Genomic DNA, 14,268 nt, shown 5'->3' on the forward strand with positions numbered 1-14,268 from the left:
GTTTTGGTTCTTTACTCCTAACGGATTTCTTTAACTGAGGGTGCCGAAGCAAGTAAAAGTGGGTATAGAACCCATGCGAGATAGCCTTATGCTTGCCAAACCGTACAACTAAGTATAGATCGATCATCAATCTGGTGACCATTGCTGCTTCGTCCTATTATTGAGGGGATTGACTGATGATATCATGGTAGGCAGCACCGATGTGTAAAAGGGACGCAAGATGACATATGAAGAAATCGCCTCATTGCTCGGGGCAGATGCCGGGAACCTGCTGCAGCATGAAAGCAGCACCTTTTCGAAAGACCAGTTGCATTTGCCAGGCCCTGGTTTTATAGACCGGGTTTTTGTACAGAGTAACCGCAGCCCGCAGGTGCTGCGCAGCCTGCAGCAACTTTACAACCATGGCCGCCTGGGTGGCACCGGGTACCTTTCCATTCTGCCCGTAGACCAGGGCATAGAGCATACGGCGGGTGCCTCGTTCGCACTCAACCCCATCTATTTTGACCCCGACAACATTCTGAAACTGGCTATGGAAGCCGGCAGCAACGCCGTGGCGACCACCTTCGGTAACCTGGCCATCCTGTCGCGGAAGTACGCGCACAAAATTCCATTCATCGTCAAGATAAACCATAACGAGCTGCTGACTTATCCTACCAAGTATAACCAGGTCATGTTTGGCTCAGTGGAGGAGGCCTGGAACCTTGGGGCGGCTGCCGTCGGAGCAACCATTTACTTTGGCTCTGAGGAATCGTCGCGGCAGATCATAGAAGTGTCGGAGGCCTTTGAGCGGGCGCACCAGTTGGGTATGGCCACCATTCTGTGGTGCTACACCCGCAATAGCGCCTTCAAGAAAGATGGTGTGGACTACCATGTGGCCGCCGACCTGACGGGGCAGGCCAACCACCTCGGCGTTACCCTGCAGGCCGATATCATCAAACAAAAGCTGCCGGAAACAAATGGCGGCTTCACGGCTATCGGCTTCTCCAAGTCAGATGAGCGCATGTATACCGAACTCAGCACCAGCCACCCCATCGACCTCTGCCGCTACCAGGTAGCCAACTGTTATATGGGCCGCATTGGGCTCATTAACTCTGGTGGTGGTTCCGAGGGGGATTCAGACTTGCAACAGGCGGTGCGCACAGCCGTCATCAACAAGCGGGCAGGCGGCACAGGGCTGATCCTTGGGCGGAAAGCATTTCAGCGGCCTCTGCCGGAAGGCATAAAGTTGCTACACGCAGTACAGGAGGTATACCTGTCGAATGAGATTACTGTGGCGTAATGTGTAGCACAACTGCCAATTATTATATATTTTTGCATTCTGCCTCCGCAGCACTTGCGATAGCTGTTGCGGCAGGTTAATATGTTTTATACTTTGCGCCATCGGAAAGTATACTCCCAACTTTTAATGTGCGGCAAGCACGCTTTTTGTCTATGATGCCTTGGTTTAAAAGAGTCGAAAAAGGAATCCATACCCCTACGGAGGAGAAGAAAGAGACGCCAGACGGGCTATGGTATAAATGCCCGGAATGCAAAGCGGTGACCAGCATGGCCGAGCACCGCAAGAACATGCATACCTGCGTGAAATGCAATTACCACGATCGAATCGGTTCGGAGGAGTACTTTGCCATACTGTTTGACGACAACAACTTTACTGAGCTGGACGCGGACCTGACTTCTGATGACCCGCTTAATTTTGTGGACACTAAGCCATACCCACAGCGCATCGCCGCCACCGAGAAGAAAACCGGTTTGAAAGACGCTGTCCGGACGGCTTATGGTAAGATGAACGGCCAGCAGATCACCATTGCCTGTATGGACTTTGCCTTTATCGGCGGTTCGATGGGGTCGGTGGTGGGCGAGAAGATCGCCCGCGCCATAGACCATGCCCGCGAGAGCCGCACGCCGTTCATGATGATCTCTAAATCGGGCGGTGCCCGTATGATGGAGGCTGGTTTCTCGTTGATGCAAATGGCGAAAACCTCTGCTAAACTGGCTTTACTGGCCGAGGAGCAGCTGCCCTACATATCGCTTCTGACGGACCCGACCACTGGTGGTGTAACGGCCTCTTACGCCATGCTCGGCGACTTTAACATTGCGGAGCCGGGTGCCCTGATCGGGTTTGCCGGGCCACGCGTGATCAAGGAGACGATTGGCAAAGATCTGCCAAAGGATTTCCAGAGCGCGGAGTTTGTGTTGGAGCACGGCTTCCTTGATTTTATTGTGGACCGCAAGCTCATGAAGGAAAAGCTGACTGACCTGCTGACGATGGTGGTGTCAAAAGAAGCACCTAAAAGCAAGTCCGGCAGAAAGCAGGTCGCTGCTTCCAAAGTATCCTAACGTTGCCATACATACATAAAAGGCCGGGGCCTGCTACTTAGTAGCAGGCCCCGGCCTTTTATGTATAGTGCTGTCCTTGAGCTGTTTACTTATAAGGTTTAAAAAATATATCATAGATAAAATATTTAAGGCATGCTGGCGCGCGTTGTGGCATGAGAGTTGTAATCATTGAATCGTGCAGCAAGTGTGCAAGCACAAACATTAAAACACAAGTAGCCAACATTTACCAATCAAGACCATGAAACTATTGAACGCATCATTAAGCACCTTTTTAGCTGCTACCTTGCTTTTCTCTTCTTGCAAGAGCACGGCGCCTGTCGCAGGCTCGGGCAACACAGAAACCACTACCCAAACCAAAACCGCTGAGCCGCAGCAGTCAGAAGGCGACGCTGAAAAGGCGGGTATGAAAAAGACAACCAAAGGCGGATTGATAGGCGCTGGTGGAGGTGCCGTTATCGGTGGCCTGATCGGTAACAGGCTGGGCAACACGGCTGCCGGTGCCATAGTTGGTGCCGCCGTGGGCGGTGCCACGGGAGCCGTTATCGGTCGCCGCATGGACAAGCAGGCCGAGGAACTGGAAAAGACGATGGAGGGCGCGAAGGTAGAGCGTGTAGGCGAGGCCATCCGTGTTAACTTCGACTCGGGCATCCTGTTCCAGGTAAACTCTGCTGAACTGAGCGCTGCCGCCAAACGCGATGTGGAGAAGCTGGCGAAAACGCTGAAAGAGTACGATGGCACGAACGTGATCATAGAAGGCCATACCGACAACTCAGGCTCATACGAGCTGAATAAGAAACTCTCGGAGCGCCGTGCCGAGGCCGTGGCGGCTTATGCGCGCAGCCTGGGTGTGGAAGGCAGCCGCCTGCAGGCCAAAGGCTATAGCTACGACCAGCCCATTGCTGACAATACCTCAGCGGAAGGCCGTCAGCAGAACCGCCGTGTGGAGATCATCATTGTAGCAAATGAAGAGTTGAAGCAAGCTGCCGAAAGCGGTACTGTAAAATAATCAAAACCTGATAGTATTGGAAACGCCTGCTCTTCCTGAAGGGTAGGCGCTCCTGTTTATACCTGGCCGCGCGTGCAGGCCGGTGCTGCAACCACAAATGTTAGAACCCCACGTCTGCAATCAAGTATAATTATTGTAGAATATAACGCGTTCAAAATCAATGAGCACTGTAGTTGAGCTGCACGGTAGGGAGTTTTGTTTATGCCTGACAACTGCAGTGAGTAAAACATTTTGAGAATATTGGAGTATTTACCACTGAACTTTTGAGTTCATAAACATCACTTATGAAGAATTTTATGAAAAACCTGAAAATCTATTTCTCAATATTTGCCTTGATCGGCATGTTGTCCACCTCGTGTACTACTGGTCAGCAGGCAGGTTCTACTACCACCGACAACGACCGGGGTATGAGCAAGACTACCAAAGGAGGTATTATTGGTGCCGGTTCTGGTGCTGTGGTTGGCGGTGTGATTGGTAAGGTGGCTGGCAACACAGCTGCCGGTGCCATTATAGGTGCTGCCGTGGGCGGCACTACGGGTGCCATTATCGGTCGCCGCATGGACAAGCAGGCTGAGGAGCTGCGCCGTGACCTGGAGAACGCAAACGTAGAGCGTGTGGGCGAAGGTATCAAGATCACGTTCGACTCAGGCATCCTGTTCCCTGTTAACTCTGCGCAGCTGCAGCCAGCCGCTAAGACAGAGATTGCGCAATTAGCTGAAACGCTGAAAAAGTACCCTGACACGAACATCCTTATTGAAGGCCACACCGACAATACCGGGTCACGCGAGATCAACCAGCCTCTGTCTGAGCGTCGTGCCCAGTCGGTAGCAGATTATGCCGCCTCCATGGGAGTAGCACGCACCCGTATGACCACGAAAGGATACGCTGCAGACCAGCCAGTGGCAGATAACACCACAGAAACAGGCCGTCGTCAGAACCGCCGCGTGGAGATTGCCATCTTCGCGAACGAAGACATGAAGAAAGCCGCTGAAAGAGGCGATTTATAAGAATTGGATTACGTTTTAGGAACCAGTCGCGCTCTACAGTGCGGCTGGTTTTTTATATAGCACCTATACCGTCCTTGCCCTTTGCATCATCATGAAAAAAGTCGTTTACATTGCACTGCTCAGCCTGCTTATCACAGCGTTGGCCACAGCCTGCGAGCATGTGTTGGAGCCATCCGCTGTAACTGCCCTCGCGCAAGCTGCATCCTCAACACCGGCCTTTAAGTAACCCGTTGCCAGCTGCAGAAAGGAAAATTGTCTGCGGACAGCAATCATGCGCTTTCATGATCGTTTGCGCACCATAGCAGCTACCACCATGGCAATGATGGCACCCACCAAAGCAAGGGCAATGTCCTTTTGGGCATCCCAAATGTCGCCCTGCATCCCCAGGAAATCCATACCCTGCTCCGTGCCGCCATACGCCACGTCTGCTACCAGCCACTCGACCACCTCATAGATCGCCCCAAGCGACAGGACAAAGATAACCGGCAGCAGATATCCAAAGAAGCCTCTGAGCCTGTGAACCGATACCAGGATCTCGTGCATGGGATAGGCCAGCAACAAGCCAAAGCCAAAGTGCACGAACCGGTCATAATGGTTTCGCTTCAAATCCAACTGTTGCTTTACCCACTCCCCAAACGGGTTGTCGGCGTACTGGTACTGGCTGCCATACATATGCAGCAGTAGAAATAGGAAGATTAGGGTATAACTGGTATCTGAAAAGCGAAAGATATTGTAAAACGCCACCAGGAAGATCACCATCGAGAGGGTAAGGGTGTTTTCGAGCAACCAGTTGTTCAGGTCTGGTGTAGTCAGGCCGGTATAGATCCAGAAAAAGGCTAACAGTGCGCTGTACAGCACATGCAGCGGCTGTTGCCGAAAGGATGGCTTTGCTGCGGGTCTTTGGGTCATGCTAACGTGGTGCATCTGCCTGAGGATTTTGGTTATCAGGTAAACCCAAAATACCAGAGAAGGTTTCGCACTGCGTCAAGCCACTTTGCGGTGGCTATACATAATTCAGGAAGCTTATACCCGGCAAAGGCTCCTAGGCCATCAATGCTTTTTCATGGAACACCAACCGGATAGGATTGTCAACCGGGTTTTGCGTGGGGTCGCAGTGGTAACCAAACATGTCGATGCCGTTCAGGTAGGGCAGCAGCTTTTTGTAATAGGTATGGCCTGTATTGTTGGCGTTGAACGTGATGTCATGGAAAACGCAGGTGCGCTTCTCCGGCAGTCGCTCCAGCCGGTCGAACACTGCCTCTGGCTTGCTGAGATCTCCGGAGTACACGATGCGCCTTTCGTTGTCGAAAATGTAAGCATAGCTCTGCAGCCCCTCGGAGTGCTGCCCATAGGTATCGATAGGCGTGATGCCCTCTACCTGGTCAACGGGGACAAACTCTGCGTATTTCTCAGGGTCTTTCACCTGTATCTGCAAAAACTTGTATAGCTCCAGCCTAAACTGCTCCGAAGGGTATAGGATAATGGGCCGTGGGCTCTTTTCTATAATGCTTTTGTACAAAAGCAGGTTCGCCAGGCTGCCGCAATGGTCGTTGTGCAAATGTGTCAGAATGATATGGTCTACCCGCTGCACCAGATTCTTCTCCACAAGTGTCGGAAATACAGTGAAGCCACAATCGATAAGTAAATTTATGCCCCTGAACTCTAGCAGTGCTGCTGAATTACGGTATTCGGTATCAAACGCCCCTCCCGTCCCTAAAAATTTAATTTGCATATACGTAATGGAATGAGTCTCAAAGAGCTGTAATAAATGGATTAAGACGTATAGCGGGAAAATAGAAAAATGGTTGTATATATAATTATAATTTTCTTTTGATTAATACACGTTTTGCAATAAATCAAGAATGTAAGCCCCAATTACAGGTAATATGACGCGCTGAATTAGAAGCAAAATGGTTAACTGCTTGGGTAGGGCAACCGTAAAAAAATACCTAACCCGGTTTCTTATGGACGCTCACACACTTCCGCCCCAGGACAAAACGCTGCTTACGCACCAACTACTGAACGAGGCCTACAAGCGGCTGACGCTCGACAGCCGGCGCACGCCCATGCACGAACTGATCTCGACCATGCTGTCGCACCGCACCAACCATGCCGACGAGGTGATGGCCTATAACACCATGCTGGAGCGCTTTGGCGATTGGGAGGGGGTGATGCATGCAGATGAGAAAGAACTTGCGGATGCCATCAAAACAACCCGCTATCCGGAGCAAAAAGCGCCGCAGATCCAGCAAACGCTTCGGATGATCAAGGAGGACCGTGGGGAGATTGACATCAGCTTCCTGAAAGAGACGCCGGTAGAGGATGCCTTGCACTGGCTGACCCGTTTGCCCGGGGTAGGACCCAAGACGGCAACGCTGCTCTTGCTTTTCAACTTCAAAAAGCCCGTGCTGCCGGTAGATACGCATGTGTTCCGGGTAAGCCAGCGGGTGGGGCTGCTTGGGGCGAAGGTAACAGCCAATAAAGCTCACCATTTGCTCCTGGAAATGCTGCCCAAGGATGCGGTGGAGCTATTCAATTTCCACAAGCACCTTTTCTGGCACGGCCAGCGCGTCTGCACCTACTATAGCCCCAAATGCGAAGCCTGTGTACTCAATAGCATTTGCAACTACTACCAGGATGTGCGGGTGAAAGGCGTTGATCAGGCCGCAGCATGATTACTGGTTCCAGAACCTATGCCGCTTCAGGATGATGGGGGCGCTGACAAGGCCAATGAGAGCGGCAGCAATGACGATAAACACAATGTCCCAGTCATGGTGCAACCTGAATAGCAGCCTAAAGGAAGCTACTCCTCCGGCCACCACCATCACTGTTAGCCAGTAAGAAAGCAGGTTACGGCGGCGCGACAGGGGATGAACCGGCGGCAGCATGAGTATGGAAAAGAGAATCAGGAGAGCCCCGGCAACAGAAGTCCACAGTTGCAGCAAGCCGTATAGCGACTCTTTCTTTCCTGAAATGGTCACTTTTTCCATTAAAACAGGAAACCAGCGCACCGCGCGCCCATCGACGTGCGTGAAGCTATCCCAGAATATGTGGGAAGATGCACCCAGTATAACAGAGAAGATCACGATCAGGTAATTCCGCTTGAAATAGTTAACCCAATCAAACTTCTTGAACCCGCTCAGGCGCCTGCTCATAAATGCCGGCAGGTTGTCTAGCAGCGCATCCCGCACCACCAGGTGAAAGATGAACGTCAGCAATATCCCCAGCGGCAGGTTAAAGTAAAAGATGCTGCGCCAGGTATGGCTGTAGGGGTCATGGGTGCTCATCCGGATAAACTTCTCAAAATCGGGCGAGAGGCTACCCACCACCAAACCCGTCAGGGAGGTCCAACGCCTGAAAACAGCGTGCACAGGCAAGATGATGGCTGGATGAGAGAATGTAAAAGGCATTTGTACCTAAGGTATAACCGGCTTAGCGTGCCGCTTCTTGCTGGATGTTGATAGAGGAACTGAAAAGCCCTGGCAGCGGTGGCCGCTCCTGTAGCAGGCGATTCTGCTGCAAGATACTACACATAAGCCAATTGTACACCATCCAGCGTAACATCCAGCTTTGCCATACGGCCACAGATCAAGGCCAGGTTGTGCGGCTCGTGGCCCACCGGAAAGCCGTAGCATACCGGGAAATTGTATTTGCCAGTGTGCTCAAGAATAATTTCGTAGGCTGTTTTGCCGAAGGGGATGGCATTGTCGTTCATATCGCTCATGTCCCCGATCACCAGGCCAGCCAGTTGCTCCAGTTTACCGCTTCGGTCGAGATGCACCAGCATGCGGTCGATGTGGTAGAGGTACTCATCCAGGTCCTCCAGGAAAAGGATCTTACCGGCCGTGCTGATATCGGAGCGGGTGCCGGTAAGGGTATGGAGCATGGAGAGGTTGCCCCCCACCAGCTGGCCCTGACCGCTGCCTGTGCGGTTGAAAGGATGAGGCGCAGCGGTATAAGCAAGCTCTTCCCCGAACAGGGCTTTTCGCAGCGTTTCGATAGAGGCGGTGGTGCCCTCTTTGGGAAACAGCACCGGCATGATGGCATGGAGGCTTTCCAGCCCAAGGGTATGGATGTGACTGTGGAGCGCTGTTACGTCGCTGAAGCCAACGAGCCATTTGGGGTGCCGCCGGAACCGCGTAAAGTCCACCTGGTCGATGATGCGGGTGGTGCCGTAGCCGCCTCGTGCGCACACGACAGCCTTAATGTCCGGATCATCCAGGGTTTGCTGTAAATCCTGCAGCCGAAGGGCATCGTTGCCGGCAAACTGATTGTAACTGGCACCAATGGTTTGGCCCAGCACTACCTCCAATCCCCAACGCTCAAATGTCCTGACTGCGACTTCTATATCGGCTGGGGCTATTTTGCGGGCAGTGGAAATAATGGCGATGCGGTCGCCGGGTTGCAGGGAGGGAATCATAGGGGCTTAAGCAGGTATGGGCGCCGACACTAAAGGGCGGCAAATGTAAATAAAGCCAACGGCCGGCAGTGGAGTCTGCGCTGCTGGCCGTTGGCTCTTGATTTAAGGCTGGATTACCGAAGCAGTTTGTAGCCGAGGCTAACGATGAACTGCTGGTTGTTATACTGCATCGTGTTATCCTGAGCAGTTCTGGAGAAATGGCGGTTGATGCGCTCATACCGCACATCAGCTGTAATAGGGCCAAGATCAAGGCCAAGGCCCGCCTGTAGCCCCCAGTCAGAGGTCTCCATGTACTCCTTGATGTCATCATCTTCCTGCCTGGCGCTCAGCAGCGACGAGGAGACCGGTCCGGCCTGCACCCGCAGCATATTGAAGAAGCTGTAGCCAATCATGATCGGTACATCCAGTCGGTTGAACTTGATGTCTTCAATATGCACTGGCATGGTGTTGTCGTCGCTGGAGACTTCTACTTTCCCGCCAGTAGAAGTAAGGATAGCCTCTGGCTGGATGAACAGCCCACCGAACTGCACCCTGGCAAAAGCCCCGGCATGGTAGCCAGTCACGTTCTCGGCTTTGGCATACTGCCACGGGTCGTTGCGGACCGCGTGTATCTCTACGTTGGCGGTGCTGAGACCCGCTTTTACGCCTGCCTGAAACTGGGCGTGTGCAGCCAGGCTCGTAATGGCGAAAGCAAATAGCATGATAAGTCTTTTCATAGAATCAGAATTTTATAAGGTCAATAACCTAAAAGCTATCTCATAACGGTGTACAAAGGCATTTGGTATAGCGACCCTACCGCAGTTATGCTTGAACGTCGGCTGCGGAGGGGCTGGCTAACCTGTCCTAAATATAGCGCAGCCTATATTAATTCGCAACGTATGTAGCCCATCCTATGTAATTAAGCAAAGCAAGCTAGCCCGCGTTACAGCGTTTTTTTCCGGCTATAATGCCTACATTTGACTGATAGAAACGCCTCTTATGCGCCTGACCTCAAAACCTGTGCTTTGCAACTACTACGTTACCTACCGCTGTAACGCAAAGTGCTCGTTTTGCGATATCTGGGAAAAACCTTCTCCTTACATCACGCTGGAGGACGTACGGCAGAACCTGCTGGACCTGAAACGGCTGGGCGTGCAGGTAATCGATTTTACAGGGGGAGAGCCTTTGTTGCACCGGCAGATAGACCAGATGCTGGAGATGGCCCACAACATGGGCTTCATCACAACGCTTACCACCAACGGCATGTTATACCCCAAATTGGCCCATCGGCTGAAAGGAAAGATAGACATGCTGCACTTTTCCCTGGATTCTGCCAACCGTGCGGAGCATGACAGGGGCAGGGGCGTGGCTTGCTTTGATTTTGTGATGGAGTCGATTGCGGTGGCCAGGGAACTGGGGGAGCGGCCTGATATCCTGTTTACCGTTTTCCGCGACAATCTGCACCAGTTAGAGGAGGTATACCGGCAAATCGTGCTGCCTAACCAACTGCTGTTGATCATCAATCCGGCTTTTGAGTATAACGCCGTGGAAACCGGGGAGCAGTTAACTGCAGAGGAACTCCGGTATCTAAGCGACTTTGGCAAACGAAAGCATGTATACCTCAACGAAGGCTTTGTAGAATTGCGGCTGGATGGGGGCAACCATGTGGAGAACCCTGTCTGCAAGGCGGCTTCCACCACGCTGGTCATCTCACCGGAAAACGAATTGGTGTTGCCCTGCTACCATCTTGGCACGAAAAGTTATCCTATTCAGGGAAAGCTGTATGACTTGTACAGATCAGATGAAGTGGATGCATTGAAGCAACAGGAGGGGAGGTTGCCGGCTTGCGAAGGGTGCACCATCAACTGTTACATGCAGCCCAGTTTCGCGGTAGAGGTGAATAAATACTTTTGGAAAGCCCTGCCCAGCACCCTGAAGTATAACCTCCGCAAGGGCACCTGGAAAAGATTGATCTAATGCCTGCTGCTCGTTAAGCCGGGTATAAGGCTTGATGGAAGGCTGCCGTATGCCTGGGGTAAGCTTTAGCTTTAATTGCTCAGTTTATCCAGGACAATAGCAGCGAAAATCCTGTAGGCGATATACTTGTATTCAGTTATTCGAGATTTAATCACTCAAAAGTTAAAAAATATGCCAGTTATACTGCCAGTAAAAGGCCTGAAGCCGCAGATGGGAAGCGATTGCTTTATTGCTGAGAATGCAACCATCGTAGGCGATGTGGTGATGGGCGATGAGTGCTCTGTTTGGTTCAATGCCGTTATCCGGGGCGATGTGAACAGCATCCGCATCGGGGACAAGTCAAACATCCAGGACGGTGCCGTGATTCATTGCACGTATGAGAGAGCGGCCACCACCATCGGCAGCAATGTGACGATCGGGCACAACGCCATTGTGCATGGCTGCACCGTACAGGATAACGTACTGATCGGGATGGGCTCTATTGTAATGGACAATGCCCTGGTGCAAAACAACTGTATTATTGCGGCGGGCGCTATTGTGCTGGAAAACACGGTATGTGAGTCGGGATTTATTTATGCCGGTATTCCGGCAAAAAAGGTAAAGCAGCTGAGCCCGGAGCAGGTGGCTGGGTTAGCCAAAGTAGCCGACAATTACGTGCTGTACAGCAGCTGGTTTACTGGCCGGAACCTTAGTTAGCAAGACGCTCCACCAAACTGCCCAGTTGCAGCAGCCTGTCTTCAGGCAGTTGCTGCTGCAACTGCTCGAAAAACTCCCGTTCTTCCGTGCGGATATGCTGCTCTAGTAATACACCGATCTCGTGCAGTTGTGCAGGCAGCGCTGCTTCAGAGGCATCCGGCAGGGCCCGGATGAATGCTGTGAGCTGTTGATGCTCTGCAGTAAGTTGTGCGGCCAGCCGGGCCAGGTTGTCAGGCAGTGTATCGGTTATGGCGAAAACAGTCTGTTCCTCTAGTTCAAAATGCGGTTGCAGGTGCTCTTTGTAAAACCGGAGCAGGTAGTCTTTCTTATCATTGGGTGTAGTCGGCAACCCTTTGTACGGAGGCGCGTCATGCTGCAGCAGGCGCGCTGTGAGCAGGCCACCGTGGTGCTGCCGCGAGATCGGGATCAGGCTGAGGTGGCGTTTCATGAGGGTTTAGTTTTCCGTTTCCTGCATTTCTTCCGTGCGCACCCGAAAGAGTACCCACTCCACGCGCCGCTCTGATTTCTCCAGCACCCGCACTTCGTACTCGTTGAAGTCGGTCACTTCGTTTAGGTTTTCCGGAATTTGGCCGTAAATAACGTTCAGTAAGCCCCCCACAGTTTCGTAATCCTCCCCCTCAGGCAATGGGTAAGGCAAAAAGTCATTGGCATCCGAGATAGTGGCAGATCCGCTCACTTTAAAGTCAAAATCACCGACCTTCTGCACAATCGGCACTTCCTCATCATACTCATCCTGAATCTCACCCACCAACTCCTCAATAATGTCCTCGATGGTAACAATGCCTGACACGCCGCCGAACTCGTCGGTGGCAACGGCCATGTGCAGGTGGCGGCGCTGGAACTGCTTCAGCAGCAGGTTGATTTTCTTGGTTTCCGGCACAAAATAGGCTGGGCGCATCAGCTGCTCAATCACGATGGGCTCACCGCGGCGCACAATGCTTAGAATGTCCTTCACATACAGGATGCCGAGGATATTATCGATGTTGCCGCTGTATACCGGGAGGCGCGAGTAGCCTTCATTAAAAATCAGCTCCATGAGCTCATGCTCTGATATATTCACATCAACAGCTACCATTTTGGTGCGGGGTACCAAAATCTGCTTCACCATGCGCTCATTAAATTCAAACACATTCTCGATCAGTTCGTGGTGGGCATTCTGGATGGCGCCGCTCTCCACGCTCTGTTCAAACAGCAAGCGCAGTTCCTCCGCCGAGTGTACCTCAGCCCCATGCACTGCCTGGATGCCCATGGCGCGCAGCACCATGTTGGCGAGGCCGTTCAGGAGCCAGATAAATGGCTTGAAGAGAATGTAAAAGAAGCGCAACGGAAGCGCGACTGCCAGCGAGGTAGCCTCAGAACGCTGGATGGCCAGTGATTTCGGGGCCAGCTCGCCAAACACAATGTGCAGCACCGTGATGATGGCAAAAGAGATAGGCAAGGCAATCTGGTGCGCTAGTTCTTCGCTACCGCTAAAACCAAAGAAGGTCATGACGTTGATCACGATCTGGGACACTACGCTCTCCCCGATCCATCCCAACCCAAGCGAGGCGAGGGTGATCCCCAATTGCGTGGCCGACAGGTAGGCGTCCAGGTGGGTGAGCATATTTTGGGCAAGCTTGGCCATGGTGCTGCCAGTTTGTGCCCGCAGTTCAATCTGCGAGGCGCGTACCTTCACGATCGCAAATTCAGCCGCAACAAAAAAACCGTTTAATAGAACTAAGAATATTGTTAGGAGTATGTCTAATGCCATAGTGTGTTTTTGCTGTGAAGTAGCAGCAAAGCTGTAAAATTAAATAAAATACGTGCTTTTACTATAAGAGTACGCAAGCTTGCACCGAAAACATTATCCCAAGGGCCCCAGCAAGCGCTGAGAGGGATTTTTATATATAGAAATCCGGAAACGGGGAAAAAACAAAAAGGTGCCGAGAGGCACCTTCTTATATTCGCAGATATGTAATCCTGTTATCGGGAATACAAGTTAGGTTCTGTTTGTTTGGGCTGGGCAAAATAGTTCTTGGGCATTCTCATGCGTTAGGCGGTGCTGGAAAATCTGCTTCGCCTCCACTTCCGAAATGATCCTGTATACATTCGTAGAGAGCTCATCCAAAAAAGGATTGCAAAAAGAATAGATGTATTCGTCTGAAAAGGTTTTGTAAACCACATGGAAGTTGTGGGCTTCATCACGGATCAACTTGATCGCTTTAAAGACATTGTCGAAGCTTTTCCCGCACTCTGTGCGAAGAGCGTAATCAACATAGCTTGGTAAGTTTTTAATCATATCTGCTGCGTTTTAAGAGATTTATAATGTAAATATTGTAAGTAATTTTTGACTGTATACTATATGGGTTACACTATTTAAGGTATTTGTGGTTAACGTCGTCAATTAGCAGGTGGACATCCTAAATACGAGTGCAAAGCAAATGTAGTATTAAAAAATCATAATTATTTATAATTAATGTTAATAATTTACATATAGTTTTTACTATATAAATAAATAATTGTACTTAATTGATTGACTTAAGGAGCTCTGGAGAATAGAAATCGCTGCTCTATAGTTCTAATAGGCATTATGGCGCTGTTGAATTGTATCGCTTACTTAGAAAATCTATGTCTGGCGGGATTAATTTGCCGCCAGTGGGAAAGGGATTGAGCTAAAGCTGGTATTTTATACTGCTAGTGGCAACATAAAGCATTCCGTACGGGTTGTTTGTCCAAAGCTAGATACGGGTAAGGCCAGATCAGGCTGAAATTGATTACTTTTGTAGCTGTGCTGCAAATTGCCATCCGCAGAAATGTGCGCGGTTTACGAGCAGCTACCTGAACAA

Annotated in this window: 16 protein-coding genes; 8 read left to right on the forward strand and 8 right to left on the reverse strand. The window is 51.2% G+C overall.

Annotation, left to right across the window (positions count from 1 at the left end):
- Positions 1-220 precede the first annotated feature (220 nt).
- The 5 genes from ACXYMU_RS02815 (at position 221) to ACXYMU_RS02835 (ending at position 4,576) form a co-directional block, all read left to right on the forward strand.
- A complete protein-coding gene (locus ACXYMU_RS02815; RefSeq protein WP_458984832.1) occupies positions 221-1,279 on the forward strand; it encodes a class I fructose-bisphosphate aldolase in 1,059 nt (352 codons plus the stop codon).
- Between the two features lie 155 nt (positions 1,280-1,434).
- On the forward strand, positions 1,435-2,337 hold the full coding sequence (gene accD / locus ACXYMU_RS02820; protein WP_458985223.1) for an acetyl-CoA carboxylase, carboxyltransferase subunit beta: 903 nt from the start codon (positions 1,435-1,437) through the stop codon (positions 2,335-2,337).
- A 238-nt stretch (positions 2,338-2,575) separates the two neighbouring features.
- The gene (locus ACXYMU_RS02825) at positions 2,576-3,343 is read left to right on the forward strand and encodes an OmpA family protein (RefSeq protein WP_458984833.1); all 768 of its coding nucleotides are present in this window, start codon (positions 2,576-2,578) and stop codon (positions 3,341-3,343) included.
- Positions 3,344-3,639: 296 nt separating this feature from the next.
- The gene (locus tag ACXYMU_RS02830; protein ID WP_458984834.1) at positions 3,640-4,350 is read left to right on the forward strand and encodes an OmpA family protein; all 711 of its coding nucleotides are present in this window, start codon (positions 3,640-3,642) and stop codon (positions 4,348-4,350) included.
- A gap of 91 nt (positions 4,351-4,441) precedes the next feature.
- Positions 4,442-4,576 carry a hypothetical protein gene (locus ACXYMU_RS02835; RefSeq protein ID WP_458984835.1) on the forward strand — a complete coding sequence of 45 codons (135 nt, stop codon included), beginning with the start codon at positions 4,442-4,444 and terminating at the stop codon, positions 4,574-4,576.
- A 53-nt stretch (positions 4,577-4,629) separates the two neighbouring features.
- On the opposite strand, the gene ACXYMU_RS02840 is transcribed toward ACXYMU_RS02835, so the two are convergent.
- Together ACXYMU_RS02840 and ACXYMU_RS02845 are read right to left on the reverse strand one after the other, a co-directional pair.
- On the reverse strand, positions 4,630-5,259 hold the full coding sequence (locus tag ACXYMU_RS02840) for a DUF2238 domain-containing protein (protein ID WP_458984836.1): 630 nt from the start codon (positions 5,257-5,259) through the stop codon (positions 4,630-4,632).
- 133 nt (positions 5,260-5,392) lie between these two features.
- A complete protein-coding gene (locus ACXYMU_RS02845; protein WP_458984837.1) occupies positions 5,393-6,082 on the reverse strand; it encodes an MBL fold metallo-hydrolase in 690 nt (229 codons plus the stop codon).
- 232 nt (positions 6,083-6,314) lie between these two features.
- Here ACXYMU_RS02845 and ACXYMU_RS02850 point away from each other — a divergent pair, with 232 nt between their 5' ends.
- Entirely contained in the window at positions 6,315-7,025 is a 711-nt protein-coding gene (locus tag ACXYMU_RS02850; protein WP_458984838.1) for an endonuclease III domain-containing protein, read from the forward strand.
- Here the strand turns inward: ACXYMU_RS02850 and ACXYMU_RS02855 are convergent, their stop codons facing one another.
- The 3 genes from ACXYMU_RS02855 to ACXYMU_RS02865 all read right to left on the reverse strand — a co-directional run bounded on the left by ACXYMU_RS02855 (position 7,026) and on the right by ACXYMU_RS02865 (position 9,486).
- Positions 7,026-7,760 (reverse strand): DUF4184 family protein, encoded by a 735-nt coding sequence (locus ACXYMU_RS02855; protein WP_458984839.1) that lies wholly within the window; start codon positions 7,758-7,760, stop codon positions 7,026-7,028. It lies immediately after the preceding gene.
- 116 nt (positions 7,761-7,876) lie between these two features.
- Positions 7,877-8,770, reverse strand: a complete 894-nt coding sequence (locus ACXYMU_RS02860) for a S66 peptidase family protein (protein ID WP_458984840.1) — start codon at positions 8,768-8,770, stop codon at positions 7,877-7,879.
- A gap of 113 nt (positions 8,771-8,883) precedes the next feature.
- Positions 8,884-9,486: a porin family protein gene (locus tag ACXYMU_RS02865; protein ID WP_458984841.1), complete on the reverse strand. Its 603-nt coding sequence runs from the start codon at positions 9,484-9,486 to the stop codon at positions 8,884-8,886.
- A gap of 262 nt (positions 9,487-9,748) precedes the next feature.
- On the opposite strand from ACXYMU_RS02865, the gene ACXYMU_RS02870 reads away from it, so the two are divergent.
- Both ACXYMU_RS02870 and ACXYMU_RS02875 read left to right on the forward strand, forming a co-directional pair.
- Positions 9,749-10,726, forward strand: a complete 978-nt coding sequence (locus ACXYMU_RS02870; RefSeq protein ID WP_458984842.1) for a radical SAM protein — start codon at positions 9,749-9,751, stop codon at positions 10,724-10,726.
- 171 nt (positions 10,727-10,897) lie between these two features.
- Positions 10,898-11,422 carry a gamma carbonic anhydrase family protein gene (locus tag ACXYMU_RS02875; protein WP_458984843.1) on the forward strand — a complete coding sequence of 175 codons (525 nt, stop codon included), beginning with the start codon at positions 10,898-10,900 and terminating at the stop codon, positions 11,420-11,422.
- On the opposite strand, the gene ACXYMU_RS02880 is transcribed toward ACXYMU_RS02875, so the two are convergent.
- From ACXYMU_RS02880 to ACXYMU_RS02890, 3 genes are all read right to left on the reverse strand, one after another.
- Positions 11,415-11,870, reverse strand: a complete 456-nt coding sequence (locus tag ACXYMU_RS02880; RefSeq protein ID WP_458984844.1) for a hemerythrin domain-containing protein — start codon at positions 11,868-11,870, stop codon at positions 11,415-11,417. The genes ACXYMU_RS02875 and ACXYMU_RS02880 overlap by 8 nt on opposite strands.
- A 6-nt stretch (positions 11,871-11,876) precedes the next feature.
- On the reverse strand, positions 11,877-13,193 hold the full coding sequence (locus tag ACXYMU_RS02885; RefSeq protein ID WP_458984845.1) for a hemolysin family protein: 1,317 nt from the start codon (positions 13,191-13,193) through the stop codon (positions 11,877-11,879).
- 228 nt (positions 13,194-13,421) lie between these two features.
- Positions 13,422-13,721 carry a hypothetical protein gene (locus tag ACXYMU_RS02890; protein ID WP_458984846.1) on the reverse strand — a complete coding sequence of 100 codons (300 nt, stop codon included), beginning with the start codon at positions 13,719-13,721 and terminating at the stop codon, positions 13,422-13,424.
- Positions 13,722-14,268 lie beyond the last annotated feature (547 nt).

Source organism: Pontibacter sp. CAU 1760 (assembly GCF_054482735.1).

Excerpts from the sequence above, each read along its gene's own strand:
- ACXYMU_RS02815 (WP_458984832.1), top strand. The coding sequence starts at position 221 with ATGACATATGAAGAAATCGCCTCATTGCTCGGGGCAGATGCCGGGAAC.
- accD (WP_458985223.1), top strand. The coding sequence starts at position 1,435 with ATGCCTTGGTTTAAAAGAGTCGAAAAAGGAATCCATACCCCTACGGAG.
- ACXYMU_RS02825 (WP_458984833.1), top strand. The coding sequence starts at position 2,576 with ATGAAACTATTGAACGCATCATTAAGCACCTTTTTAGCTGCTACCTTG.
- ACXYMU_RS02830 (WP_458984834.1), top strand. The coding sequence starts at position 3,640 with ATGAAAAACCTGAAAATCTATTTCTCAATATTTGCCTTGATCGGCATG.
- ACXYMU_RS02835 (WP_458984835.1), top strand. The coding sequence starts at position 4,442 with ATGAAAAAAGTCGTTTACATTGCACTGCTCAGCCTGCTTATCACAGCG.
- ACXYMU_RS02840 (WP_458984836.1), bottom strand. The coding sequence starts at position 5,259 with ATGACCCAAAGACCCGCAGCAAAGCCATCCTTTCGGCAACAGCCGCTG.
- ACXYMU_RS02845 (WP_458984837.1), bottom strand. The coding sequence starts at position 6,082 with ATGCAAATTAAATTTTTAGGGACGGGAGGGGCGTTTGATACCGAATAC.
- ACXYMU_RS02850 (WP_458984838.1), top strand. The coding sequence starts at position 6,315 with ATGGACGCTCACACACTTCCGCCCCAGGACAAAACGCTGCTTACGCAC.
- ACXYMU_RS02855 (WP_458984839.1), bottom strand. The coding sequence starts at position 7,760 with ATGCCTTTTACATTCTCTCATCCAGCCATCATCTTGCCTGTGCACGCT.
- ACXYMU_RS02860 (WP_458984840.1), bottom strand. The coding sequence starts at position 8,770 with ATGATTCCCTCCCTGCAACCCGGCGACCGCATCGCCATTATTTCCACT.
- ACXYMU_RS02865 (WP_458984841.1), bottom strand. The coding sequence starts at position 9,486 with ATGAAAAGACTTATCATGCTATTTGCTTTCGCCATTACGAGCCTGGCT.
- ACXYMU_RS02870 (WP_458984842.1), top strand. The coding sequence starts at position 9,749 with ATGCGCCTGACCTCAAAACCTGTGCTTTGCAACTACTACGTTACCTAC.
- ACXYMU_RS02875 (WP_458984843.1), top strand. The coding sequence starts at position 10,898 with ATGCCAGTTATACTGCCAGTAAAAGGCCTGAAGCCGCAGATGGGAAGC.
- ACXYMU_RS02880 (WP_458984844.1), bottom strand. The coding sequence starts at position 11,870 with ATGAAACGCCACCTCAGCCTGATCCCGATCTCGCGGCAGCACCACGGT.
- ACXYMU_RS02885 (WP_458984845.1), bottom strand. The coding sequence starts at position 13,193 with ATGGCATTAGACATACTCCTAACAATATTCTTAGTTCTATTAAACGGT.
- ACXYMU_RS02890 (WP_458984846.1), bottom strand. The coding sequence starts at position 13,721 with ATGATTAAAAACTTACCAAGCTATGTTGATTACGCTCTTCGCACAGAG.